The organism is Bradyrhizobium sp. USDA 4504 (assembly GCF_054063995.1).
In genome coordinates this window covers 876,538-901,095 of record NZ_JBSSGV010000001.1, presented here as the reverse complement: position 1 = coordinate 901,095, position 24,558 = coordinate 876,538, and the positions used below count along the sequence as shown (strand labels likewise).

Genomic DNA, 24,558 nt, shown 5'->3' with positions numbered 1-24,558 from the left:
CCTGTCAGGCTGCGGCTTGCCGCACAGGCACGGCACCGGAGGAGGCTCCCATGAATTCTGGAGGTAAGATGGCTCTGGTCATGTTGAGTTGTACCGCTATCGGCGCTCTTGGCAGCGAAGCGCTGCATGGCGAAGCCAGGCCGCCCGCCTATTTGATCGGCCAAATCGAGGTCACCGATCCCGATGGCTATGCCAGGGAATATCTCCCGAAGGCGAAGGAGATCATCAGGGCACATGGCGGCAAGTTGATTGCGGCTGCCGGCGCGGCGGCAACCGGGTCGCAGGTCGTTGCCGTCGATGGAGATCCACCCAAGCGCGTCGTCGTCTACATGTATCCGAGCATGGAGGCGCTTTGGGCCTGGCGATACGATCCGGCCTACGTGCAGGTTCGGGCCGTCGGCGAGAAATACGCGAGGTACCACACATTTGCAGTTGAGGGCTCTGTCGCCAATTAGCGCTGACCACGCCGTCGATCGCTGCGACCTGCAACGTGTGCCACCTAGTTGCGAAACACCAGGCAGCGACCGCCGACTGCCTCCAACCGGGCGCACAGCTGGTTAGCTCGCTCACGGGTCGTCTCGGCGACCCGGAGCAGATACCAGGTGGCCGAGCCTGGCCCGGCCATGCGCGATCTCAGAACGAGCGGTGCGCGATCGCCGAGCACGGATGCAAATCGTTTCTGAAGTTGCTGGTAGTCGGCGAGTACGCGCGATTGCGACGGGCCGCCGGCCAATTGAAGTCCCCAGGGCCCCCACGCAGCTTGCTGCGCGATTGTCACGGACTCTCTTGGGCCCGCGGGAAGCGCCCGAACGAGCATGCCGCGCACGATGTCACCGCAGGCCATGGCCGCGTCGGTGTGGACCCGATCCTCAAGCGAACCCTGCGCCCATTCCTCGGCGGACCTGCCGGTGATCATCCTGACATAAGCGCGCGTTTCGCCCGGCAGGCTTCCACGTCCCGCCAACCAATCCTGAACCCGCCGTGGACCACCATTATAGGCGGCCGCCGCAAGGCCGAGATTGCCGAACTGCGCGCGCAGCTCGCGGAGCCAGCGCGCGGATTCCTGCAAGGCAGGCAATGGCTCGAACGGGTCGGCCAGACCGCGCCACCGCGCAGTACCGGGCATGAACTGGGCGATCCCCTGGGCACCGGCCGAACTGACCGAGTTGGGATCGAAATTGCTTTCCTGCCAGATCAGCCGGACGAAGAAATCCGGCGGCAAGTCGTTCTCTAAAGCAGCCTCCTCCAACGCCTTGCAGTACTGCTGCGGCCCATCGAGCTTTGGACGCAAAGGTGTCGGCGCCGGCGACGGAACGGATGACGATTGCTGATCGGACGCCGACCGATCGGCCTCAGCGTTGCGCACTGCGGCGTTGGTATCCGGACGAGACGTTTCCGTTTGCGATGTTTGTGCCTGCGCCAGCTCTGCGCGCTGCGCGGAGGGCGTTACCGCTGGATTGCCGGGAGGTTGGGCGTTTGCGACGGGGACGAACAGCAGCAGGCAAGCCGAGCCGATAGCCGCTGGCAAAATCGATCGATGAACCCGCCGCGGCCCGAAAATCGACTGCATAAAGCGATCATCAAATTGGATGCATTCGCAGAATCATATCATCGGTGCCGACCGGGCGGCCAGAAAATTTGCTGCCTAGCGGTTGGACAGGTTTCCAACGATCGATGCGCGGCGGGACAGTTCGATCCAGTTGCCATCGGGATCGAGGATCATGGAGATCCGCGCGACCTCGCCGAGCGTCACCGGCGCAAGGCCTTCCCGCACGCCCTTGGCGCGCAACTCGTCATGCACGGCGTCGATGTCGGCGACCTGCAGCGTGATGTAGCGCCAGCCGCGCGCACCCCGAACCGGATCGATGGTTGCGGCGCGATCTTCCCTGAGCAGGATCAGACTGTCGCCGAGGCGAAACGCCGGACCATCAGACCATGACTGCTCGGTGAAGCCGAGGATGTCGCCGTAGAACCTGCGATGCGCGGCAAGGTCGCGCACCGCCATCGTGACGGCGATCTGGGTGATGCCGTCATGTCCGGGCGCAACCAGGCAAACGCTGTTGCCGTCGGGGTCGGCCATGCGTTGCGGTGCGTCAACGCCCGCGCGCGCAATGATCAGTTCGCGATAGCCGCTCGGCGCCGCATCCGGCAGCGGCTCGACATGATGGTTGAGCTTGATGACCGAACCTTGCGCGTCGTGCCGGTACTGCTTCTGCCCGCGGCGGATCGGCTGCACATGATCGAAGCGAAGTCCGGCCTCCTGCTGCCAGAACCGCAGCATCGGTTCGAGATCGTTGAAGGAAAGGCCGACGTCGATCACGTTCTTTGCCAGTTGCATCTGCTCCCGCCTTCGGATGAAGTGCACCACGATGGATTAGCTATGCGAGGATCAAGTCACCAACGCAAGCACCACGATCACTGTCGCGGGTCGGCCGGTGCACCTGCCTGAAACAGTCAATCCAGTGAGGACCGATATGCAAGCAGGCCTCGTTCAGACCTTTCGCGCTTTTGCGTACAACAATGCCTGGGCCAATCACCGCCTGCTCACGGCCTGCGCCGGTCTCAGCCAGGCGGAGTTCGCCGCCGCGCGGACCGGGTTCTTCCCGAGCCTGCAGGCGACGCTCAACCACATTCATGTCATCGATCTCTTCTACATTGATGCGCTCGAGGGCGGCTGGCTCGGGCCGAAGGCGTGGGCCAACGAGGTGCCCTACCCGTCAGTCGCCGCGCTGAAAGACGCCCAGCGCGCGATCGATCAGCGGTTGATCGTGCACTGCGATGCGCTGACGGCTGAGCGGCTCGATGATGTGGTGAAGATCAATCGCGACACGAGCGTGCAGACCGAGCGGCGCGACCGCCTCTTGATGCATCTGTTTCAGCACCAGATTCATCATCGCGGCCAGGCCCATGCGATGCTCTCGGAGACCACGGTGAAGCCGCCGCAGCTCGACGAATTCTTCGCCGCCGGCGAAGCCCCGCTCCGGGCAGCCGAGTTCAGGGATCTCGGCTGGAGCGAAGCCACCGTGTGGGGCGGCTGATGGTTCGCCCGCCATCGGCGATGCGGTTCCTGATCCGGAACGAGGTCTTGAAACCCGGCGCCTCCACGCTCACCTCTGGTAAAACGTGGGGAACTCTATCCGATGCCATTCGCCAATCACCGGGGCCAGCGTATCCATTACACCGTCGAGGGATCCGGGCCGCTGATCGTGCTGCAGCACGGTCTCTTGCTCGACGCCGCGAGCTGGAAACAATGCGGCGTGGTCGACGCGCTTGCCGATCGCTTTCGCGTCGTCTGCGTCGATTCGCTCGGACATGGCCTGAGCGACAAGCCCGCCGATCCGGCGCTCTATAATCAGGCGCAGCGTGCCGGCGACATCGTCGCCGTGATCGACGATCTCGGCGACGAGCGCGCCCACGTGGTGGGACATTCGATGGGCGGCTGGGTCGCGGTCGGTGTCGCCCGGTTTTTCCCGGCACGGCTGGCGTCGCTGGCGATCGGCGGCTGGGACTTTCTCACCGGACTGCCGCGCGGCAACGCCGGCCCGCTGACCTATGGTGCCTTCATCACCTTTGCCCGCCGCACGGTGCCGGAGCTCGCCGAATGGGTGACGCCGGATCTCGAAGGCGGCGTGCGCGCCTGCTTCAATGCGCTCGGACAGGTCGATGGCGCCAAGGACGCGGTGCTGTCCTCGCGCGTGCCGGTGCTGCTTTGGAACGGACAGGACGACGGGCCGCATGCGCCGATGCAGCGCTTCGCCGCGGAGAACGGCCTCGATGCGATGTCGGTGCCCGGCGATCACCTCGGCGCGCTGTTTCAGCACGGCGCCGCGATCGGCCGGGGCATCGGCTCGTTCGTCGGTCGCGGTTAGAGCGTTTAGGTAGAACAGCGCCCCCGACTCCGCTGTGCTCCCTCTCCCCGTTCTTCACCCGCTTGCGGGGCGAGGTGAAGCGTCCCGCGCTACGCCGGCTCCGGCATCCCTGCCAGCAACTTGTCGAGCGTGATCGGATAGTCGCGCACCCGCACGCCGGTCGCATTGTGGACCGCATTGGCGACCGCGGCGGCGACGCCGCAGATGCCGAGTTCGGCGACGCCCTTGGCCTTCATCGGCGATGAGATCGGATCGATCTCGTCGAGGAAGATCATCTCCTGATGCGGGATGTCGGCATGGACCGGCACCTCATAGGCAGCAAGGTCGTGATTGATGAACAGGCCATGACGCCTGTCGACGACGAGATCTTCCATCAGCGCCGCGCCGACACCCATGGTCATCGCGCCGATCACTTGGCTGCGCGCCGCCTTCGGATTGAGGATGCGGCCCGCCGCGCAGACCGCAAGCATCCGCCGCACCCGGATTTCAGCCGTGTCGGCGTCGACGCCGACCTCGACGAAATGCGCGCCGAAGGTCGACTGCTGGTAGGTTTTCGCGAGATCGCCGTATTCGATGGCATCCTCCGCCACGAGGTCGCCGCCGCCGGCGGCCTGCGCCAGCGGCACGCTGCGATTGCCGGAGCGGACCACGCCGTCGGCAAAAACCGCCTCCTCGGAATTGAAGCCGAGCTTCTGCGTAATGGCCTCGCGCAGCTTGGTGCAGGCGGCATAGACGCCGGCGGTGGAATTGTTGCCGCCCCACTGCCCGCCCGAGCCGCAGGACACCGGGAAGTCGGAATCGCCGAGCCGCACCGCGACCTTCTCGAGCGGCACGCCCATCATCTCGGCCGCGGTCTGCGCGATGATGGTGTAGGAGCCGGTGCCGATGTCGGTCATGTCGGTCTCGACGGTCACGATGCCGTTCTGGTCGAGACGAACGCGTGCCGCCGACTTGGTCACGAGATTGTTGCGGAACGCCGCGGCGACGCCCATTCCCACCAGCCAGCGCCCGTCACGGACGGCGCCGGGTTTCGGATTGCGCTTGTCCCAACCGAACCGCGCCGCGCCATCGCTCAGGCACTGCACCAGTTGCCGCTGCGAAAAGTGCCGCTCCGGATGCTCGGGGTCGACCTGGGTGTCGTTGCTGATGCGCAGCACGACCGGGTCGATGCCGAGCTTCTCGGCGAGTTCGTCGATCGCGATCTCGAGCGCCATCATGCCGGAGGCTTCTCCGGGCGCGCGCATCGCATTGCCCTCCGGCAGATCGAGCGCCGCAAGCCGCGTCGCCGTCATCCGGCTGGCGCCGGCATAAAGCAGCCGCGTCTGGCTCACCGCCATCTCGGGCTCGCCGTCCTTGACGTTGCCAGACCAGCTTTCGTGGCCGATCGCCGTGATCTTGCCGTCGCGCTCGGCGCCGATGCGGATGCGCTGGATCGTCGCCGGACGGTGTGTCGTGTTGTTGAACATCAGCGGACGTTGCAGCGCGATCTTGACCGGCCGGCCGGCCGCGCGGGCGCCGAGCGCGGCGAGCAGCACCTCGGCGCGCAGGAACAGCTTGCCGCCGAAGCCGCCGCCGATATAGGGCGACACCAGACGGACATTCTCCTTGGCGATGCCAAGCGTCTTCGCCATATCCTCAGCGCCCCAGGCGATCATCTGGTTGGAAGTCCAAACCGTGAGCTTGTCGCCGTCCCAGGCCGCGATCGAAGCATGCGGCTCCATCATCGCGTGGCCCTGATCGGGCGTGGTGTAGGTGGCATCGAGCTGCACGGGCGCACCAGCGAAGGCGGCGGCGAAATCGCCGACGGCGCTATCGGCCGGGCCGCCGAATGATGGGTGCGGCGTGACGCCCTTGTCCCGCTCCGCGGCGAGATCGAACTTGCCGTCGCCCTTGACGTAGTCGATCCGGACCAGTTGCGCCGCGGCCCGCGCCTGCTCGAAGGTCCCGGCGACGACGACGGCGACGGCCTGGTGATAATGCGCGATCTCCGGCCCGCCGAGCAGCGGCGCCGCATTGCGCTCTCCTTTGCCAAGCTTGCCGGCATTGTCCGCTGTGACGATGGCGAGCACGCCCGGCGCAGCCTTGGCCGCCTCGAGATCGATCGAACCGATCCGCCCCTTGCCGATCGCCGAACCGACCACGTAGCCATAGGCCTGGTTGGCCACGACGTCGTGCCGCTCATAGGCGTAAGGCGCGGTGCCGGTGGTCTTCAGCGGCCCGTCGATCCGGCTGGTCGGGTGGCCGATCACCTTGAGCTGGTCGATCGGATTGAAGGTGGCAGGATGTTCAAATCGCATGATGTCAGGCCCTCTTCTTAAGCCCTGGATCTCAAGCTCTGGCCTCGCGCAGCACCGCCGCCAGCGTTCGCTCGGCGAGCGGCAGCTTGTACGCATTGTCCTTGGTCGGCTTCGCATCGGCGAACAGGCGCGCGGTGACGGCCTTGGCGCCAGCAGGCAATTCCGCCTCCGCCGCCTCGACGCGCCACGGCTTGTGCGCCACGCCGCCGAGCGCGACGCGGCCGGTGCCGTCGCGCTGCACGATCGCGGCAACCGAGACCAGCGCAAAGGCATAAGAGGCGCGGTCGCGCACCTTGCGATAGGCCTGCGCGCCGCCGACCGGTTTCGGCAGCACCACCGCGGTGATCAGCTCGCCCGGCTCCAGGCTGGTTTCGATCTCGGGGCTGTCGCCGGGCAGACGATGCAGCTCGGCGATCGGGATGCTGCGCGTGGTGCCGTCGGGCCGCACCGTCTCGACGACGGCGTCGAGCGCGCGCATCGCCACCGCCATGTCGCTCGGATGGGTCGCGATGCAGGCGTCGCTCACACCGACCACCGCATGCTGGCGGCTGAAGCCGCCGATCGCGGCGCAGCCGCTGCCGGGCTTGCGCTTGTTGCAGGGCAGATTGATGTCGTAGAAATAAGGACAGCGCGTCCGCTGCAGCAGATTGCCCGCGGTCGTCGCCTTGTTGCGTAATTGGCCGGAGGCACCGGCGAGCAGCGCGCGCGACAGCACGCCGTAGTCGCGCCGCACGCGTATATCGGCGGCGAGATCGGTGTTGCGCACCAGCGCGCCGATCCGCAAGCCGCCGTCCGCGGTCTCCTCGATGCGGTCGAGCGCCAGGTCGTTGACGTCGATCAGATGCGCCGGCGTCTCGATCTCGAGCTTCATCAGGTCGAGCAGATTCGTACCGCCGGCGATGAACTTGGCGTTCGCGGTGCCGGCGGCGGCTGCGGCCGCCGCGCCCGGCGAGGCGGCGCGCTCATAGCTGAATGATCTCATGCGCTCCTCCCGGCGACCTCGCTGATCGCCTCGGCGATGTTGGAATAGGCGCCGCAGCGGCAGATATTGCCGCTCATGCGCTCGCGGAGCTCGGCATTGGTCAGTCGCAGCGGCGCATTCAGATCCGCCGTGACATGGCTCGGGATGCCGGCCTTGACCTCGGCAAGCACTGCGACCGCCGAGCAGATCTGGCCGGGCGTGCAATAGCCGCACTGATAGCCATCATGCTCGACGAATGCCGCCTGCAGCGGATGCAGCTCGTCCGGCGTGCCGAGCCCCTCGATCGTCGTGATCTCGTCGCCCTGATGCATCACGGCGAGCGTCAGGCAGGAATTGATCCGCCGGCCGTCGACAATCACCGTGCAGGCGCCGCATTGGCCGTGGTCGCAGCCCTTCTTGGTGCCGGTCAGATGCAGGTGCTCGCGCAGGGCATCAAGCAGCGTGGTCCTGGTGTCGAGCTCGAGCTGGTGGGTTTCGCCGTTCACGTCAAAGGATACTCTCGTCATCACGGGCGCTCCGGTCGGGGCAGATTGGGCGGCCGCAGGCGGAGGCGTCGCGATCGACGACGCCGCAAGCGAGGCGGCTCCAACAATCAACAGATGGCGCCGCGATAGTTCCAAACGTCCGGAGATCTGCATGCCGCCGCTCTCCTCAAGTCAGCCGCACGCGGAACCACGACAACGACGTGTCGAGGTCTGTTCGGCCTGTCAGTAAAGGGGGGAATGCCGCGAACAGCGGAATGTTTCTCGCGGGGAAGTTAAACTCGTCGCGAGCGCCACGGGCGCGGCGGGCGGGCAGCATCGGCGCCATCGTGGCGCTGGCGGAAGGCAGCATCGCCGTGCGCCTCCGCGCCTACGACCAACGTCCCCTGCCCGGAATCGCAAGATTCCGATTATCTGCATTGCGCCGTTCTCATGCTCGCCCACGGGGAAAAGCGGCCCGGAACACGCCGGAGCTCTTGGGGCTTGCACGGGATCATGTAGGATGGCGGCACGACCTCCACCGGCGACGATGCCGGCCGACCCTGGGACCGCTCGATGACCGCGCATGTCATAGTGACCGACGAAGCCGCCACGCGCGTGATCCGGCTGCGCAGGCCCGAGAAGAAGAACGCGATCACCCAGGAGATGTTTCGCGCGATCAGCGACGCGATCGACAAGGCGCAGAACAATCCGAAGATCCGCTGCCTGATCATCACCGGCGGCTCCGGCGTGTTCACCGCGGGCAACGACATCGAGGACCTGCTCGCGCAGGGCACCTCGACCGGTGAGACGCCGCCGGCCTCTGACCTCGTCAAATTCCTGTATTCGCTGGCCCACAATGTGAAGCCGATCATCGCCGCCGTCGACGGCGTCGCGATGGGCATCGGCACCACCATGCTGTTTCACTGCGACTATGTGCTCGCCAGCAAGACCGCGCTGTTCTCGACGCCGTTCTCGAATTTCGGCCTGGTGCCGGAAGGCGCCTCGAGCCTGTTGATGCCGCGCATGATGGGCCACCAGCGTGCCTTCGCGATGCTGGTGATGGGCCGCACCATGTCGGCCGACGACGCCCGCGTCGCCGGCTTCGTCAATACCGTGGTGGCGCCGGGACATGCCGAGGTGGAGGCGCACAAGGTGGCGCGCGAGATCTGCGCGCTGCCGGCCGAGGCGGTGGCGATCTCGCGGCGCCTGATCCGGCTGCCGCCGGAGGACGTCACCCGCCGCATCGAGCAGGAGAACCATCTGTTCAGCGAACGGATGCGCTCCGAGGAAGCAGTCGAGGCGTTCAAGGCATTCATGGCTCGCCCGAAGGATTGAAACGAAGCGTCGCAAAATTGTAGTGGCGCGGCGCCATGATCCCGTGCTCCATGGACAGGTCATGAGACAGTCCCGCCTTTCCCCTCTCGCCGCGCTTTGCGCGTTCGGACTGGCCGCAGCAAGCCCCTGTCCGGCGCAGGCCGCGGAGCCGGTGAGCCTGCGCATTCTCGCGATCAACGATTTCCACGGCTATCTGCGGCCGCCGCCGGGCGGCATCCGCATCACCGACGCCGCTGACGCGACCAAAAAGATCATGGAGCCCGCCGGCGGCGCCGAGCGGATGGCCACCGTCGTCAAGCAGCTGCGCGAGGGCCACAAGAACAACATCTTCGTCGCGGCCGGCGACCTGATCGGCGCGAGCCCGTTCCTGTCGGCGATGTTTCATGACGAGCCGACCATCGAGTCGCTCTCGCTGATGGGGCTTGCGATCTCCTCGGTCGGCAATCACGAATTCGACGAGGGCAAGGACGAGCTGCTGCGGATGCAGAATGGCGGTTGCCATCCGATCGACAAATGCCAGGGGCCGCACCCGTTCACAGGAGCCAAATTCCGCTATCTCGCCGCCTCTACGATCGAGAAGGCGACCGGCAAGCCGGTGTTTCCGCCCTACGAGATCAAGCAATTCGACGGCATTGCAGTGGCCTTCATCGGGCTGACGCTGAAGAACACCCCGAACCTGGTGTCGCCGGCCGGCGTCGCGAGCCTCGACTTTCGCGACGAGGCCGAGACCGTCAATGCGCTGGTCCCCGAGCTGAAGGCAAAGGGCGTCGAGGCGATCGTGGTGCTGATCCACGAAGGCGGCTTTCCGACCGGCGACTATAATGAATGTCCAGGGATCTCCGGGCCGATCGTCGACATCGTCAAGAAGTTCGATCGCGCGGTCGACGTCGTGGTCTCCGGCCACACCCACCAGGCCTATGTCTGCGAGATCGACGGACGGCTCGTCACCTCCGGCGACAAATACGGCACCCTGGTCACCGCGATCGACCTTCAGCTTGATCCGAACAGCCATGACGTGATCAGCGCCAGGGCCGCCAACACCATCGTGCGGATCGCCGGCACGGCCAAGGATCCCGAGCAGAGCGCGCTGCTGGAATCCTACGACCGGCTGGCCGCGCCGATCGCGAGCCGCGCGGCAGGCTCGGTCACCGAAACGCTGTCGCGTACACCTGCCGAAACTGGCGAGAGCCCGCTCGGCGACATCGTCGCCGATGCACAGCTGCTTGCAACCAGCGCCGAGCCGAATGGCGGCGCGGTAATCGCCTTCACCAATCCCGGCGGCGTGCGCACCGACATCGTCAAGCGCGAGGACGGCGCGGTGACCTATGCCGATATCTTTGCAAGCCAGCCGTTCCGCAACCAGCTGGTGACGATGACGCTGACCGGCAAGCAGCTCAAGGACGCGCTGGAGCAGCAATGGGCCGATCCGAAGCGGCCGCGCGCCCTCCAGGTCTCGAAGGGGTTCTCCTATGCGTGGGATGCGAGCAAGCCCGATGGCGCGCGCATCATTGCCGCACGGATGTCGCTGGACGGCAAGCCGATCGACCCGGCCGCGAGCTACCGCGTCACCGTGAACAATTATCTCGCCGAGGGCGGCGACGGCTTCACGGTGTTCAAGCAAGGAACCGCGCAGCAGTTCGGCATCTACGACGTCGATGCGCTCTATGCCTACTTCAAGGCCAACAGCCCGGTGGGCCCGACGGCAGACAAGCGGATCGAGCGGATCAATTGAGCGAGGTCTAGGGGTGGCGTACGCAGCTCCTCACGTCATTACGAACGGAGCGAACCAATCCATTGTCTCCGAGCATGCGGCGGCATGGATTGCTTCGCTCCGCTGGCAATGACGCGGAAAACACCCCGGCTTTGGAAGGACGGGAACAGGGATGATGTCGGCCCTTTCCGGAACGCCGCTAACGGCCTAGATTAGGGCCTGCTCTTGCATGATCTTGGTCGGAAAACCGCTGCGCACTTTTCCGGATCATGCGTCCTCGCACGCGCATCGATTGCGCCGGGAATCTGCATGACACTGCTTCTGACGCATTCCGCCTGTCTCGACCACCTGACCCCTCCCGGACATCCCGAACGCCCCGACCGGCTGCGGGCGGTCGCCGAGGTGCTCGGCGAGGATCGCTTCAAGGCGCTGGTGCGCGATTCCGCGCCGGAAGGCGACCTCGACACCGTGCTGCTCTGTCACGGTGAGCACTATGTCGGCGAACTCCGCCACATCGCGCCGACCTCCGGCATGATCTATATCGACGGCGACACCTCGATGTCGCCGGGCACCTGGGAAGCGGTGATGCGCGGCGTCGGCGGCGCGGTGGCCGCCGCCGATGCGGTGATGGAGGGCAAGCATCAAAACGCGTTCGTCGCGGTGCGCCCGCCCGGGCACCACGCCGAGAAATCGACGCCGATGGGCTTCTGCTTCTTCGACAATGCCGCGATCGCTGCCCGCCACGCGCAGCGCAAATACGGCATCAAGCGCGCCGCAATCATCGATTTCGACGTCCATCACGGCAACGGCACGCAGGATATCTTCTGGGCCGACCCGACCGTGATGTATTGCTCGACGCACCAGATGCCGCTGTTCCCCGGCACTGGGGCCGCCGGCGAGCGTGGCGAGCACGACACTGTCGTCAACGCGCCGCTGGCGCCCGGCGACGGCGGCGCCAAGTTCCGCTCCGCTTTCGAGAACCTGATCCTGCCGCAGCTGGAGAAGTTCTCCCCCGAACTTATCGTCATTTCGGCGGGCTTCGACGCGCATCACCGCGATCCCTTGGCCTCGATCAACCTGACGGGCGAGGATTTCGGCTGGGTCACGCGCAAGCTGATGGATCTCGCCGACAAAAGCGCCGGCGGCCGCGTCGTCTCCGTCCTGGAAGGCGGCTACGACCTGCAGGGCCTGAAAGAGTCGGTGGCATCTCACGTCACCGCATTGATGGACGGGTAAATCCCCGCCACAATACGCCCGCAAAAATTCGATTGATTCTGCGCCGGGGCGAGCATGGCCTGCGACAGGTCATGTTTGGACGACAAGATCAGGTTGCGATCTGATCCACGCAATCGGGAACGCAAGAATGGCCGAGAATACCCAAGCCGACGTGAAGAAGCTCTCCTTTGAACGCGCGATCGAGGAACTCGAATCGATCGTCAAGCGGCTCGAGGACGGCAAGGTCCCGCTTGAGGAATCGGTCGCGATCTACGAGCGCGGCGAGGCGCTGAAGCGGCGCTGCGAGGAATTGCTGCGTCAGGCCGAAGCCCGCGTCGACAAGATCACCACCGACGCCTCGGGCCAGCCGACCGGCACCGAGCCGCTCGACGTGCAGTAGCGCTACCGACCACGTCGATCGTGCGGCGCGATGTCCGCCACGGCGGGCAATTGTTGCTGTGCATTTCCAGCCACCCGCAAACCTCCGGGGCTACCCGCGGGGTCGGGTACGGCTGCGAATCAGGCCGAGCCGGCCCGGCCGGCTGCCGCCAAATTAGGCAAATTGGAACCCAGCTCCCACCCGACTATTGAAAAGACTAGGTTTTTCGGCGCGCCGCATAGGAACCTTGCGGCCCCTATCGGGTTGGCTTTGGCGGCGGCTTTGGTGTAATGCTTCCAGTTCTATGGGCATTTGAGAGTGGCGGGCAGCCCGACTTTTCGGGCGGCATGCATCTCAAATGGTTCGACAAAACTGAACCGGGACGGGTGAAGAGCGACCAAGGTGATGCATATCACGTGGTCCAATCCGGAGTGAATCTAGGCTTACAACCAGGCACCGGCCTGCCGGGGCGGCACCCAGTGTCTGGCATTCGCTGCGCGGTGTGCGCGCCATCCCATCTCGCGTCGGGCGGTTCGTTCCGACAGGCAAAAATTGGAAATTCGCTGTGACCACATTTAGTAAGACGCCGCTTCTTGACACTATTCACACGCCGGATGACCTGCGCAAGCTGAAGGTCGAGCAGGTGCAGCAGGTTGCCGACGAGCTGCGCCAGGAAACCATCGACGCGGTGTCGGTGACCGGCGGCCATTTCGGCGCCGGCCTCGGCGTGGTCGAACTGACCACCGCCATCCACTACATCTTCGACACCCCGCGCGACCGCCTGATCTGGGACGTCGGCCACCAGGCCTACCCGCACAAGATCCTGACCGGACGCCGCGACCGCATCCGCACGCTACGCACCGGCGGCGGTCTCTCCGGCTTCACCAAGCGCACCGAAAGCGACTACGATCCGTTCGGCGCCGCGCACTCCTCGACCTCGATCTCGGCCGGCCTCGGCATGGCCGTGGCGCGCGATCTCTCCGGCGGCAAGAACAACGTTATCGCCGTGATCGGTGACGGCGCGATGTCGGCGGGCATGGCCTATGAGGCGATGAACAACGCCGGCGCGATGAACTCGCGCCTGATCGTGATCCTCAACGACAACGACATGTCGATCGCGCCGCCCGTCGGCGCGATGAGCGCCTATCTGTCGCGCCTCTACTCCGGCAAGACCTACCGCTCGCTGCGCGAGGCCGCCAAGCAGATCAACAAGCGCCTGCCGAAGATCCTCGCCAACCGCGCCAACCGCGTCGAGGAATATTCCCGCGGCTTCATGATGGACGGCGGCACGCTGTTCGAGGAACTCGGCTTCTACTATGTCGGCCCGATCGACGGTCACAATCTCGACCATCTGCTGCCGGTGCTGAAGAACGTCCGCGACATGGAGACCGGCCCGATCCTGGTTCACGTCGTGACCCAGAAGGGCAAGGGCTACGGCCCGGCCGAAGCCTCCGCCGACAAGTACCACGCCGTGGTCAAGTTCGACGTCGCGACCGGCACCCAGGCCAAGGCCAAGCCGAATGCGCCGGCCTACCAGAACGTGTTCGGCCAGAGCCTCGTCAAGGAAGCCGAGAAGGACGACAAGATCGTCGCCATCACCGCGGCGATGCCGTCAGGCACCGGCGTCGACATCTTCAACAAGGCGTTCCCGGACCGCACCTTCGACGTCGGCATTGCCGAGCAGCACGCGGTGACCTTCGCCGCCGGCCTCGCCACCGAAGGCTACAAGCCGTTCTGCGCGATCTACTCGACCTTCCTGCAGCGCGGCTATGACCAGGTGGTCCATGACGTCGCGATCCAGAGCCTTCCGGTCCGCTTCGCGATCGACCGCGCCGGCCTGGTCGGCGCCGACGGCGCGACGCACGCGGGTTCGTTCGACAATGCTTATCTCGGCTGTCTGCCGAACATGGTGATCATGGCCGCCGCCGACGAGGCGGAACTGGTCCACATGGTGGCGACGCAGGTTGCGATCAACGATCGTCCGAGCGCGCTGCGCTATCCGCGCGGCGAAGGCCGCGGCATCGAGATGCCGGAAGTCGGCGTTGCCCTCGAGGTCGGCAAGGGCCGCATCATCCGTGAGGGCAAGAAGGTCGCGCTGCTGTCGTTCGGCACCCGTCTCGCCGAGTGCGAGAAGGCGGCCGACGAGCTCGCCGCGCACGGCCTTTCCGCCACGATCGCCGACGCGCGCTTCATGAAGCCGCTCGACGAAGAGATGATCATGAAGCTCGCCCGCGACCATGAGATCCTGATCACGATCGAGGAAGGCTCGATCGGCGGCTTTGGCTCGCATGTCATGCAGTTCCTGTCGGACAACGCCATGCTCGACAGCGGCATGCTCAAGTTCCGCTCGATGATCCTGCCCGACGTGTTCCTCGACCACGACACGCCGGCGGCGATGTATGCCCGCGCCGGTCTCGACGCCAAGAGCATCGTTGCCAAGGTGTTCGAAACCCTCGGCAAGGACTACAAGGCCGAGACCGTCAAGCTCGCCTGATCGTGACGGGCGGCGCTCACTGGAGCATTTTCGGTTCTGATTGAATCAGAACCGAAGCTCCAGGTTGTCGCTCGAAAACGCACCAGCCCCGGCAAGTCCATGAAGATCTATCTGGCAGGTCCTGACGTGTTCCTGCCGGATGCCGTGGAGATCGGCCGCCGCAAGGCGGAGGTTTGCGCCTATCACGGGCTGACCGGGCTGTATCCGCTCGACAACAGCATCGATCCCACCGCCGCCGGCGTCTCGCTCACCATCTTCAAGAGCAACGAGGCGATGATGGAGTCTGCCGACGCCATCATCGCCAACTTGACGCCGTTTCGCGGCCCCAGTGCCGACGCAGGCACGGTTTACGAACTCGGCTACATGGCGGGACGCGGCAAACTGTGCCTCGCCTATTCCAACGATCCCACGTCCTACGCCAATCGCGTGGCGCGGCTCAGCCAGGTCGTGCCGGCATCCGACGGACGCCTGATCGATGCGGAGGGGCTGACGGTGGAAGAGTTTGGATTGCCGGACAATCTGATGATGATGCACGCGCTCGACCTGCACGGCAGCCCGCTGGTGACCCCGCGCGAGCCGTCGGCCGACCTATGGCACGACCTCACCTCCTTCGAGGCCTGCGTGCGGCTCGCTGCCGCGCAGCGCCGGCAGGCGGCGAAGTGACCAGAGCGGGCGACAACGACAACGACGCATCCGCCGGCAAACGCATCGACGTGCTGCTGGTGGAACGCGGCCTGTTCGAAAGCCGGGCGCGAGCGCGCGCCGCCATCGACGCCGGCCTCGTCACCGCCGACGGCAGGCAGATCGCGAAGGCGTCCGAGATCGTCGCACCGGGCGCGGCCCTCTCGGCCGAGCCGGCGCATCCCTATGTCTCGCGCGGCGGCGTCAAGCTCGCCGGCGCGCTCGAGCACTATCCGATCGACGTCGAGGGCCATGTCTGCCTCGATGTCGGCGCCTCGACCGGCGGCTTCACCGAAGTGCTGCTCGCCAATGGCGCGAGCCTCGTGTTCGCCATCGATGTCGGCCACGGCCAGCTGCATCCCTCGCTGCAGGGGCATCCGAAAATCGTCTCCATGGAGGCGACCGACATCAGGAGTTTCGAGGGCAAGCGCCTGCCGGCGCGGCCCGACATCGTGGTGATCGACGTCAGCTTCATCTCGCTGAAGCTGGTGCTGCCGGTTGCGCTGTCGCTGGCGGCCGCCCCGATGCATCTCTTGGCGCTGATCAAGCCGCAATTCGAGGCGGCGCGCAAACACTCCAAGCGCGGCGTGATCCGCAACGCGATGGTGCACCAGGAGATCTGCGACGACATCGCCGCCTTTGCCGCCTCGCTGGGCTGCACCGACATCCAGGTGTTCCCGTCCTCGATCCCGGGCGGCGACGGCAATATCGAATTCTTCCTCGGCGCGCGCCGTGGCTGAGCTTCTCACCATTGACCATGTCGGCCACCGCGGCGACGGCGTCGCGATCGAGGGATCGCAATCGATCTTTGTGCCTTATGCGCTGGCCGGCGAAACGGTCGAGGTCGACGACGTCCCGGGCAATCATCCCGACCGGCGGCGGCTGCTGCGGATCGCGCAGGAAAGCCCCGAGCGCATCGCGCCGTTCTGTCCGCATTTCGGCGTCTGCGGCGGCTGCGCGATCCAGCACTGGAACGATGCGCCCTACCACGCCTGGAAGCGCAACATCGTGGTCGAGACGCTGGCGCAGGCGAAGATTGCGGCGGACGTCGCAGCGCTGATCGATGCCCATGGCGCGGGCCGTCGCCGCATCACGCTGCACGGGCGCATGGGCACCCATGACGTCCTCAAGGTCGGCTACGCCGCGGCAGGTTCGCACGACATCATCCCGGTCGATCGCTGCCCGATCCTCGATCCTGCGCTCGACGGCGCGATCGAGGCGGCCTGGGCCACCGCCGAGCCGCTGATCGCGATCGGCAAGCCGCTCGACATCCAGGTCACCGCAACCGTCAACGGACTCGACATCGACGTGCGCGGTTCCGGCGCGCTGCCGACCAGCCTGATCACCACTTTGTCGCGCGTTGCGGAGAAGCACCGGCTGGCGCGGCTGACACGCCACGGCGAGCTGGTGCTGCAGCGTGCCTCTCCCGAGATTGCGATCGGAAAGGCGAAGGTCGTGCTGCCGCCCGGCTCGTTCCTGCAGGCGACCGTCAAGGGCGAGGAGACGCTGGCCGCGCTGGTTCGCGAGCATTGCGGACGCGCCAAGCATATCGCCGACCTGTTTTGCGGCGTCGGTCCGTTTGCGCTGCGCCTCGCGGAGAAGGCGCGGATCGCCGCCTTCGACAGCGACACGGGTGCGATCACCGCGCTGCAGAAGGCCGCGCAATCGACGCCAGGGCTGAAGCCACTCAAGGCCGAGGCGCGCGACCTGTTCCGCCGTCCCCTGATGCCGCAGGAGTTGCGCGACTATGACGCCGTCGTGTTCGACCCGCCCCGCCAGGGCGCGCAGGCGCAGGTCACCCAGCTGGCGGCGAGCAAGGTGCCGGTGATCGTCGCGGTGTCCTGCAACGCTGCGACGTTTGCGCGCGACGCGAAAATCCTGATCGACGGCGGCTACAAGATCGCAGCCGTCACACCGGTCGATCAGTTCCGCCACACGGCGCATGTCGAGCTGGTGGCGCGGTTCGCGCGCTGACAGGACGGAGCTGCTATCGCTGAGCGCGGGCAGTCTCGCTATAGTCTGCGCTCCATGTCCGACGATCCGCTGCTCGCACGCATCATCCCCGTTATCGCCGCCGTATCGGGCGTCGCCGCCATCGTACTCGGCGGCTCGCGGGCGCGCGGCACGGCGCATGACACCTCCGACACCGATATCGGCCTCTACTATCGTGGATGGCGCCGCGCCGGATATCGATCGGCTGCGCGAAGCTGTAACGGGTCTGGTCGACGACCCCGCCGCTGCGCATGTCACGCCGGTCGGCGAATGGGGACCGTGGATCGTCGGCGGTGCCTGGCTCACGATCGGCGGCCGCAAGGTCGACCTGCTCTACCGCAGCACCGATCAGGTCTCTGCTGTCATCGATGCTTGCCGGAACGGCGAGATCAGCATGCACTACCAGCCGGGCCATCCGCACGGCTTCTGCTCGGCGATCTGGATGGGCGAGGTCGCGCTGTGCCATCAGCTGCACGATCCCGACGGCCTCGTCGCGGCGCTGAAGGCGAGGACTGTGCCCTACCCGCCGGCCCTGCGCGATGCGCTGATCCGGCGCTTTCAATGGGAAGTCCTGTTCAGCATCGAGAATGCAGAGCTTGCTCTGCCGCGCGGCGACGGCACGCATGTCGCCGGCTGCGCCTATCGCGCGCTGGCCTGCCTCGCACAGGTGCTGTTTGCGCTGAACGGGCAATATCTGATCAACGAAAAGAGCGCACTGGCGCAGGCCGCGAATTTTCCGGTGACGGTTCGCGGCCTTGCTGGCCGCGCCGCAGAGGTCTGGCGGCAGATCGGTGCGACCGAGCATGCCGCCGCGTTGCAGATGCTGCGCGCGATACAGACTGAGCTCCAGAAGATCTGTAAGGCGAGTTAGACCGTAGGATGGGTAGAGCGCAGCGAAATCCATCATTCGCGCCATAGACATGAATTGATGGGTTTCGCTGCGCTCTACCCATCCTACGAGGTCCACATGATCGCTACCGCCCCCAGCGGTCCTGCCAGATCTTCTCGCCGATCAGGCAATTGACCCGCGGCTCCTTCTCGGCGGTCCGCATGATGGGGCGCTCGGGGGTGCGGCCGGCAACTTCGAGCAGCAGCTTGGTGCGGATCGCCTCCTTGAACTTCTCACGATCCTTGATCGTCACCACGAAGGAGCCCGGTCCGCCGATCACGCAGTCCTCGTAGTAATAGTCGAGATTCTCGATATCCATCGTCGAGTAGGACGGTTCCTTCACCATGATCGGCAGACCGTTGATGACGATGCCCTTGTCGAGCGCCGCATCGCGCGCGGGCGTGATCGGCGTGCCGTTGTTGTTGGGCCCGTCGCCGGAAATATCGATCACGCGGCGCAGCCCGCGATGCGGATTCTCGTCGAACATCGGGATCGCGAAATAGATCGCGCCGGAGATCGAGGTGCGCGAGGCGCGGCGCACCGGCGTCTTCATGATCTCGGCGGCGACCGCATCGGCGGATTCAGGGCCGTCGATCACCCGCCAGGGGATGATGATCTTCTGATCGTTGGAGGCGGCCCATTCGAAATAGGTGATCGAGATCTTGCCGTTCGGACCGGCCTTCAGCGCCTGCAGGAAATCCTTGGAGACGATCGCCTGCGCATAGCCCTCGCGCTGGATCGCGAGCTCGTCCATGTCCATCGAATAGGAAACGTCGACCGCGATGATCAACTCGATGTCGACGCTCGGTGTGGATTCCTTTTCAGCCAGGCGATGGCCGGGTTGGGTTCCCGGGCCGGGCGCGGCAACACCGGCCACATCGCCGCAGGCCAACATGCCCGCGACAAGCACCGCTCCGATCGAGACATACCAGCGCATTGCGGCCCTCCCGTCGTATGAGTGTCATGGTGACACGCAATTCAGGCGGCGAAAAGCGCAGATATCAGCTGTCCTTCACATTCAGGTTAGACGTCCACACTCAAGTCAAACTTCGTTTGTCTCGAATGCGGCAACGCGCGCCGTGCCGTTGCCGCAATGACGCCGTGCAAATCGAACGGTTCCAAGGCGCGCCTGAAGACGGTATTCTTACGGGGCAATCGCGAGGGAGTGCGATGCCAGATACCGTCGTCAAGCCGAAAACCAGGACGAAGACCAAGGTCGAGCGGCCGCGCCTGCACAAGGTGATCCTGGTCAACGACGACTACACGCCGCGCGAATTCGTCGTCACCGTGCTGAAGGGTGAATTCCGCATGACCGACGACCAAGCCTACAAGGTGATGCTGACGGCGCACCAGCGCGGCGTCTGCGTCGTCGCTGTCTTCACCAGGGACGTCGCCGAGACCAAGGCGACGCGCGCCACCGACGCCGGCCGCGCCAAGGGCTATCCGCTGCTGTTCACCACCGAGCCCGAGGAATAGCGCGCCAGCGCCAGATTGCCACAGGCCTTGCCGCGAATTTTAGCGATCGCGGCGACCGGTGCTTTAGGGATCGCATGGCATGAACGCGGCATGTCCGTCGCACTGCGCCAACAGCTCTCACTGCGGAAGACCCGCCCAGAAACCTCGTTCGGGCCGTTTCGCCCCCTGCCCGCTCTGCCCTCGCTCGTCATGGCGGCGGCGCTGCGGATCGTCGGTTTCGGCAGGCCCGGCCTGACGCTGCCCGCGCTGGTGCTGGCCGACATCTGCGTGCTGCTCGCCTTCTTCGCGACAGCGCGGGACTCGATCCAGGCTGCCGGAGGCCAATCGTCGCTCGGCGAATGGACCCTGGCCGAGCAGACCAGACTGTCGGCGTCGATCCTGTGGCGGATCATGCTCGTGATGATCGTGGCATCAGTCGGCACCGCCGCGGTCGGCTTCACGTCGTTTGCTCCGCATTTGATGTGGGGCCTCGACGGCATGGCCTTCGATCAGGACTCCGATCTCGGCCGGTTCTGGAGTGCGGCGATCGCAGCGCTGGTGCTCTTGATCATCGTCAATGCGGAAGGCAATGGCGGCCGTGTCGCACTGTTTGCCGCCGTCAAGGATCTGGGCCGGCATGCGCTGTGGCTCGGCGCCGCGGTGCTGGTGCTCGGTGCGATCAACGTCGCGCTGGGCTACGGTCAGGAGCTTGTCCGCACCGCGATCTGGCACTTCTGGCAGACCGCGACGGTGGGCCAGCCGCTCAAGAACCTGGTCTACGTCGTCTTCATCTTCGGCTTCGCCATGCTGCGGCTGTGGATCACGCTGTCGATCCTGACCTTCGGCCTGAAGCAGTCTTACGCCCGCGGCGGCTAAGGCGCGATGAGATTAGGTTGAATCGTCATCGCGCCTTAGCTCTTTGTTTGAGCATGAGCTTTTCGGAAAACCGCTTCGCACTTTTCCGGATCATGCTTTAGCTCGCAGCAGCGACCGGCGCCTCGTCGTACAGGCCGTAGACCCGTTCGGCCTTGGCAAATCCAGCGATAGGAAACTCGCCGAGATCGCTCCAGCCGCCGTCGCTGATGCCGGCGAAGCGCTCCGAGGCCACCACGGTGCGGCCAAGACGGCCGGCGATCTTCTCCAGCCGCGCGGCGAGATTGACCGCCGGACCGATGCAGGTGAAGTCGAGCCGGTTGCCGCCGCCAATATTGCCGTAGAGCACGCGCCCGAGATGCAGCGCGAGGCCGAAACGGAAGCGTTCGACGGCATCGCCATTGGCGAATTGCAGCGCCTCGACGCCGGCGCGGGACGCGCGCGCGGCTTCCAGCACCCGTGAGCAGACCTGCACCTCGTCGCCGAGATATTCGTCGACCGGGAACACCGCGAGCAGGCCGTCGCCCATGAATTTGAGCACTTCGCCGCCATGGTCGCGGATCGCGGTGACCTGGCAATCGAAGTAGAGGTTGAGGATTTCCACCACCGTCTCGGCCGGCAAGCGGTCCGACAGCGCGGTGAAGCCGCGCAGGTCCGACAGCCAGATCGCGGCATCCATCGTATCGGCATGGCCGCGCCGGATCTGGCCGCCCATGATGCGCTCGCCGGCACGGTTGCCGACGTAGGTGTCGAGCAAGAGCGAGGCGGTGCGGCGCAGGGTGATGATCTCGATATAGCGCGCCAATGGCACGGTGATCGACCGGATCGCATCGAGCTGCTCCTCGGTGAAGCCACCCGGCTGCCTGGTGGTCCAGCTCGAGGCATTGACGAAGCCGTCGGTATAGACCAGCGGCACGGCGATGTAGTCGGTGACGCCTTCGGCCTGCAGGTCCACGACGATCGGAAACCGGGCGCTTGCGGGATCGTCGAGCCGCGCGCGTACTTCAACACCCTGCCTGAACACGGTCGACAGCGGGCTGACGGCAAATTCCGGGGAGTCCAGGATGTTGTGATCGACGGTGCCGGTTTCGACCTCGGCGCCGGGCTTCCAGAAGAAATGGCGGCCATAGATCTCCGGATGCAGCGTGCGCACGAAGACGCCGATGCGCCACAGCGGCAGGCCGGCCCGCACCAGGCGCTCGCAGCATTCCGCCATCATCTGCGGCGGGGTCGGCGCCGACCGCGCGCCGCCGATCATCCATTCGATGATGTCCCGAAGCTCCGACGCGTTCATGGCATTCCCCCAGGGCGGTCTGGCGACCGCCACTATATAAGGGATCAGCGCCCGGTCTGCCCGCGGTCGCGCAGAAAATGATCGGCCAGCACGCAGGCCATCATGGCCTCGCCGACCGGTACCGCCCGGATGCCGACGCAGGGGTCGTGGCGGCCCTTGGTCAGGATGTCGGTATCCGCGCCCTTGCGGTCCACGGTCCGGCGCGTGGTCAGGATCGAGGACGTCGGCTTGACCGCAAAGCGCACCACCACCGGCTGCCCGGTCGAGATGCCGCCGAGGACGCCGCCGGCATGGTTGGACAGGAAACGCGTTCCGTTGTTGCCGGTCCGCATCTCGTCGGCGTTCTCCTCGCCCGACAATTCGGCGGCGCCGAAGCCGGCGCCGATCTCGACGCCCTTGACCGCGTTGATGCTCATCATCGCCGCCGCCAGGTCGCTGTCGAGTTTGGCGTAGATCGGCGCGCCGAGGCCGGCTGGCACGCCCTCGGCGACGACCTCGATGACGGCGCCGATCGAGGAGCCGCTCTTCCTGATGCCGTCGAGATAGCTTTCGAAGAACGCCGCCTTGTCCTTGTCGGGACAGAAGAACGGGTTGTTCGCAATCTCGTCCCAGTCCCACTTCTCGCGGTCGATCTTGTGCGGCCCCATCTGCACCAGCGCGCCGCGCACCTTCACCTCGGGCAGTACCTTGCGCGCGATCGCACCGGCCGCGACGCGGGTCGCGGTCTCGCGCGCGGAGGAGCGTCCGCCGCCGCGATAGTCGCGCAGGCCGTATTTCGCTTCATAGGTGAAGTCGGCATGGCCGGGCCGGAACTTGTCCTTGATCTCGGAATAATCCTTCGAGCGCTGGTCGGTGTTCTCGATCAGCAGCGCGATCGGCGTGCCGGTCGTCACCTGCGCGCCGGTTTCCGGATGCGCCATCACGCCGGACAGGATCTTGACCGCATCCGGCTCCTGGCGCTGGGTGGTGAAGCGCGACTGGCCGGGGCGGCGGCGGTCGAGGTCGTGCTGGATCTCCTCCGCGGTCAGGGGGATCAGCGGCGGGCAGCCGTCCACGACGCAGCCGATCGCGACCCCATGGCTCTCGCCGAAGGTCGTGACGCGGAACATATGACCGAAAGTATTGAAGGACATGGCGTGTCGTAACGCGCAGAGGCAGCGGGGTCAAACAGCCAAGCTGTCATTCCGGGGCGATGCGGAGCATCGAACCCGGAATCTCGAGATTCCCCGGGGCGCAATTGCGCCTCTGAGGTTCGCTTCGTGCCCCGGAATGACAGTGCGAGTTAACTATGCTTCCGCAGCCCCTGCTCACCGAATACGTAGACCGCTCCCTGCTCGATATAGAGTTCGGCGGCCGAGGCCGGCGTCTCGAAGCCGAGCGCCACCATCAGCGCCCGCGCCGTACCGCCATGGGCGACCGCGACCGTGTCCGACGTCACCGAGCGGTACCAGTCGGTCATCCGCACCTGCACGTCGACATAGCTCTCGCCGCCGGACGGCGACACCGTCCACTTCTCGGCCAGGCGGCGGGCATACAGCGCGGGGTCCGCAGCCTGCGCCTGCGCCAAGGTCGAGCCCTCCCACGTCCCGTAGCCGATCTCGCGCAGCCGCGCGTCGAGCGCGTAGTCGCCCGGCGGCAGGCCGAGCTCGGCGCGCACCAGCTCCATGGTGGCACGCGCCCGGATCAGCGGGCTTGCGACGAACGGCAGCGTCGCCTTGTCACGGCGGTCGCGCGCGAGGAGATCGCCGAGGATGCGCCCGGCATGCGCGGCCTGGGCGCGACCGCGCTCATTGAGGGCGACGTCCTGCACGCCCTGGAGCCGCCCTTCGGCGTTCCACGCGGTCTCGCCGTGGCGGATGTAATAGATCGTCGGTACCGGCATTCCCGTAACGGCTGGTCCCTGCTGCGCGAGAGGTCGGCCGCCTCAAGGCTTCCACGCTTCGAATTTTTTCGGCTCGGAGGTACACCAGCACTTCGGCTGGCGACAAGCCCAAATCGGCCGCAGCTTGGGCGGTATGCGCGCAGATCGGCGCAGACGGAATAGCCACGCCGCCAGGGTGTTATGTTGACAAGGCGGCTATCGCCGAGACCATCGAAGACTGGGATGCATGACCGCGTTTCGTCAAAGTGTCGAAGCCATGATACCGGCGCTGCGTCGCTATGCGCGCGCGCTGGCGCGTGACACGGATATCGCCGACGATCTGGTGCAGGACACGCTGGTGCGGGCGCTGCGCTCGGAGCGGCTGTTTCTCGGCGGCGACGTCAGGAGCTGGCTCTACACGATCCTGACCAATCTGAACAAGAACCGCCGGCGCTCGCTGGCGCGGCGGCCGGCGTTCGTGCCGCTGCTCGATAACAATGCCGACGCCAGCGGCACCGAGGCCGAGGGACGCGACATCGAACGCGCGCTGTCGACGCTGGTCGAGGAACAACGCTCGGTGCTGCTGCTCGTCATGCTGGAGGGCATGAGCTACCGCGAGGTCGCCGATATCCAGGGCGTGCCGATCGGCACGGTGATGTCCCGCCTCGCCCGCGCACGCGCCCATGTCCGGGCCTCGATCGAGGGCCAGCGCCCGGCGCTCCGGCGGGTGAAATGATAATGTGCGCGATGGCCGGCGTTATGCATGA

Annotated in this window: 25 protein-coding genes; 15 read left to right on the top strand and 10 right to left on the bottom strand. The window is 65.8% G+C overall.

The genetic code is table 11. The features are described 5' to 3' along the window. Window positions 1-68 precede the first annotated feature (68 nt). Window positions 69-455, top strand: a complete 387-nt coding sequence (locus ACVMB1_RS03855; protein ID WP_076828970.1) for a DUF1330 domain-containing protein — start codon at window positions 69-71, stop codon at window positions 453-455. A 44-nt stretch (window positions 456-499) separates the two neighbouring features. Here the strand turns inward: ACVMB1_RS03855 and ACVMB1_RS03850 are convergent, their stop codons facing one another. Both ACVMB1_RS03850 and ACVMB1_RS03845 read right to left on the bottom strand, forming a co-directional pair. Next, entirely contained in the window at window positions 500-1,570 is a 1,071-nt protein-coding gene (locus ACVMB1_RS03850) for a lytic transglycosylase domain-containing protein (RefSeq protein WP_083715064.1), read from the bottom strand. A 75-nt stretch (window positions 1,571-1,645) separates the two neighbouring features. Further along, on the bottom strand, window positions 1,646-2,338 hold the full coding sequence (locus tag ACVMB1_RS03845; protein WP_456848296.1) for a VOC family protein: 693 nt from the start codon (window positions 2,336-2,338) through the stop codon (window positions 1,646-1,648). Window positions 2,339-2,474: 136 nt separating this feature from the next. On the opposite strand from ACVMB1_RS03845, the gene ACVMB1_RS03840 reads away from it, so the two are divergent. Together ACVMB1_RS03840 and ACVMB1_RS03835 are read left to right on the top strand one after the other, a co-directional pair. Then, complete coding sequence (locus ACVMB1_RS03840) at window positions 2,475-3,038, top strand: DinB family protein (RefSeq protein ID WP_057015223.1); 564 nt, start codon at window positions 2,475-2,477, stop codon at window positions 3,036-3,038. A 102-nt stretch (window positions 3,039-3,140) separates the two neighbouring features. Next, window positions 3,141-3,869, top strand: coding sequence for an alpha/beta fold hydrolase (locus ACVMB1_RS03835; RefSeq protein ID WP_028334486.1), 729 nt, complete (start codon window positions 3,141-3,143; stop codon window positions 3,867-3,869). A gap of 89 nt (window positions 3,870-3,958) precedes the next feature. Here ACVMB1_RS03835 and paoC read toward each other — a convergent pair whose 3' ends face one another. The 4 genes from paoC to ACVMB1_RS03815 are packed head-to-tail and all read right to left on the bottom strand — an operon-like array spanning window position 3,959 to window position 7,982. After that, entirely contained in the window at window positions 3,959-6,166 is a 2,208-nt protein-coding gene (paoC, locus tag ACVMB1_RS03830) for an aldehyde oxidoreductase molybdenum-binding subunit PaoC (RefSeq protein WP_076828974.1), read from the bottom strand. A 31-nt stretch (window positions 6,167-6,197) separates the two neighbouring features. Beyond that, on the bottom strand, window positions 6,198-7,148 hold the full coding sequence (locus tag ACVMB1_RS03825) for an FAD binding domain-containing protein (RefSeq protein ID WP_456814086.1): 951 nt from the start codon (window positions 7,146-7,148) through the stop codon (window positions 6,198-6,200). Next, on the bottom strand, window positions 7,145-7,786 hold the full coding sequence (gene paoA / locus ACVMB1_RS03820) for an aldehyde dehydrogenase iron-sulfur subunit PaoA (RefSeq protein WP_076828978.1): 642 nt from the start codon (window positions 7,784-7,786) through the stop codon (window positions 7,145-7,147). Before paoA ends, ACVMB1_RS03825 begins: the two co-directional genes overlap by 4 nt. Before the next feature lie 13 nt (window positions 7,787-7,799). Further along, on the bottom strand, window positions 7,800-7,982 hold the full coding sequence (locus ACVMB1_RS03815; protein WP_141340070.1) for a hypothetical protein: 183 nt from the start codon (window positions 7,980-7,982) through the stop codon (window positions 7,800-7,802). Between the two features lie 203 nt (window positions 7,983-8,185). Here ACVMB1_RS03815 and ACVMB1_RS03810 point away from each other — a divergent pair, with 203 nt between their 5' ends. From ACVMB1_RS03810 to ACVMB1_RS03770, 9 genes are all read left to right on the top strand, one after another. Continuing rightward, window positions 8,186-8,947 (top strand): crotonase/enoyl-CoA hydratase family protein, encoded by a 762-nt coding sequence (locus ACVMB1_RS03810; protein ID WP_050387826.1) that lies wholly within the window; start codon window positions 8,186-8,188, stop codon window positions 8,945-8,947. Between the two features lie 61 nt (window positions 8,948-9,008). Beyond that, window positions 9,009-10,679 (top strand): bifunctional metallophosphatase/5'-nucleotidase, encoded by a 1,671-nt coding sequence (locus tag ACVMB1_RS03805; protein ID WP_076829108.1) that lies wholly within the window; start codon window positions 9,009-9,011, stop codon window positions 10,677-10,679. Window positions 10,680-10,967: 288 nt separating this feature from the next. Further along, complete coding sequence (locus ACVMB1_RS03800; RefSeq protein WP_057015218.1) at window positions 10,968-11,894, top strand: histone deacetylase family protein; 927 nt, start codon at window positions 10,968-10,970, stop codon at window positions 11,892-11,894. A 127-nt stretch (window positions 11,895-12,021) separates the two neighbouring features. Then, window positions 12,022-12,273, top strand: coding sequence for an exodeoxyribonuclease VII small subunit (locus ACVMB1_RS03795; protein WP_028334494.1), 252 nt, complete (start codon window positions 12,022-12,024; stop codon window positions 12,271-12,273). 544 nt (window positions 12,274-12,817) lie between these two features. Continuing rightward, on the top strand, window positions 12,818-14,746 hold the full coding sequence (dxs, locus tag ACVMB1_RS03790; protein ID WP_050387827.1) for a 1-deoxy-D-xylulose-5-phosphate synthase: 1,929 nt from the start codon (window positions 12,818-12,820) through the stop codon (window positions 14,744-14,746). Between the two features lie 99 nt (window positions 14,747-14,845). Continuing rightward, window positions 14,846-15,409 carry a nucleoside 2-deoxyribosyltransferase gene (locus ACVMB1_RS03785; RefSeq protein WP_057015217.1) on the top strand — a complete coding sequence of 188 codons (564 nt, stop codon included), beginning with the start codon at window positions 14,846-14,848 and terminating at the stop codon, window positions 15,407-15,409. Next, window positions 15,406-16,167, top strand: a complete 762-nt coding sequence (locus tag ACVMB1_RS03780) for a TlyA family RNA methyltransferase (protein ID WP_057015216.1) — start codon at window positions 15,406-15,408, stop codon at window positions 16,165-16,167. The genes ACVMB1_RS03785 and ACVMB1_RS03780 overlap by 4 nt, the downstream gene beginning before the upstream one ends. Then, window positions 16,160-17,401, top strand: coding sequence for a class I SAM-dependent RNA methyltransferase (locus tag ACVMB1_RS03775; RefSeq protein ID WP_057015215.1), 1,242 nt, complete (start codon window positions 16,160-16,162; stop codon window positions 17,399-17,401). Before ACVMB1_RS03780 ends, ACVMB1_RS03775 begins: the two co-directional genes overlap by 8 nt. A gap of 54 nt (window positions 17,402-17,455) precedes the next feature. Further along, window positions 17,456-18,262, top strand: a complete 807-nt coding sequence (locus ACVMB1_RS03770) for a nucleotidyltransferase domain-containing protein (protein WP_456849875.1) — start codon at window positions 17,456-17,458, stop codon at window positions 18,260-18,262. Window positions 18,263-18,393: 131 nt separating this feature from the next. On the opposite strand, the gene ACVMB1_RS03765 is transcribed toward ACVMB1_RS03770, so the two are convergent. Continuing rightward, entirely contained in the window at window positions 18,394-19,245 is an 852-nt protein-coding gene (locus ACVMB1_RS03765; RefSeq protein ID WP_057015213.1) for a DUF1194 domain-containing protein, read from the bottom strand. Between the two features lie 233 nt (window positions 19,246-19,478). Here ACVMB1_RS03765 and clpS point away from each other — a divergent pair, with 233 nt between their 5' ends. Together clpS and ACVMB1_RS03755 are read left to right on the top strand one after the other, a co-directional pair. After that, complete coding sequence (gene clpS, locus ACVMB1_RS03760; RefSeq protein WP_021076758.1) at window positions 19,479-19,784, top strand: ATP-dependent Clp protease adapter ClpS; 306 nt, start codon at window positions 19,479-19,481, stop codon at window positions 19,782-19,784. A gap of 90 nt (window positions 19,785-19,874) precedes the next feature. Next, on the top strand, window positions 19,875-20,639 hold the full coding sequence (locus ACVMB1_RS03755) for a hypothetical protein (RefSeq protein WP_246786842.1): 765 nt from the start codon (window positions 19,875-19,877) through the stop codon (window positions 20,637-20,639). A gap of 97 nt (window positions 20,640-20,736) precedes the next feature. Here ACVMB1_RS03755 and ACVMB1_RS03750 read toward each other — a convergent pair whose 3' ends face one another. The 3 genes from ACVMB1_RS03750 to ACVMB1_RS03740 form a co-directional block, all read right to left on the bottom strand. Beyond that, window positions 20,737-21,930, bottom strand: coding sequence for an adenylate/guanylate cyclase domain-containing protein (locus tag ACVMB1_RS03750; RefSeq protein WP_057015212.1), 1,194 nt, complete (start codon window positions 21,928-21,930; stop codon window positions 20,737-20,739). A 44-nt stretch (window positions 21,931-21,974) separates the two neighbouring features. Beyond that, window positions 21,975-23,063: a chorismate synthase gene (aroC, locus tag ACVMB1_RS03745; protein ID WP_057015211.1), complete on the bottom strand. Its 1,089-nt coding sequence runs from the start codon at window positions 23,061-23,063 to the stop codon at window positions 21,975-21,977. A gap of 149 nt (window positions 23,064-23,212) precedes the next feature. Beyond that, window positions 23,213-23,812: a histidine phosphatase family protein gene (locus ACVMB1_RS03740; protein ID WP_076828980.1), complete on the bottom strand. Its 600-nt coding sequence runs from the start codon at window positions 23,810-23,812 to the stop codon at window positions 23,213-23,215. A 226-nt stretch (window positions 23,813-24,038) separates the two neighbouring features. Between ACVMB1_RS03740 and ACVMB1_RS03735 the strand changes: the two genes are divergently transcribed. Then, on the top strand, window positions 24,039-24,527 hold the full coding sequence (locus tag ACVMB1_RS03735; RefSeq protein WP_016844579.1) for a sigma-70 family RNA polymerase sigma factor: 489 nt from the start codon (window positions 24,039-24,041) through the stop codon (window positions 24,525-24,527). Window positions 24,528-24,558: the final 31 nt, after the last annotated feature.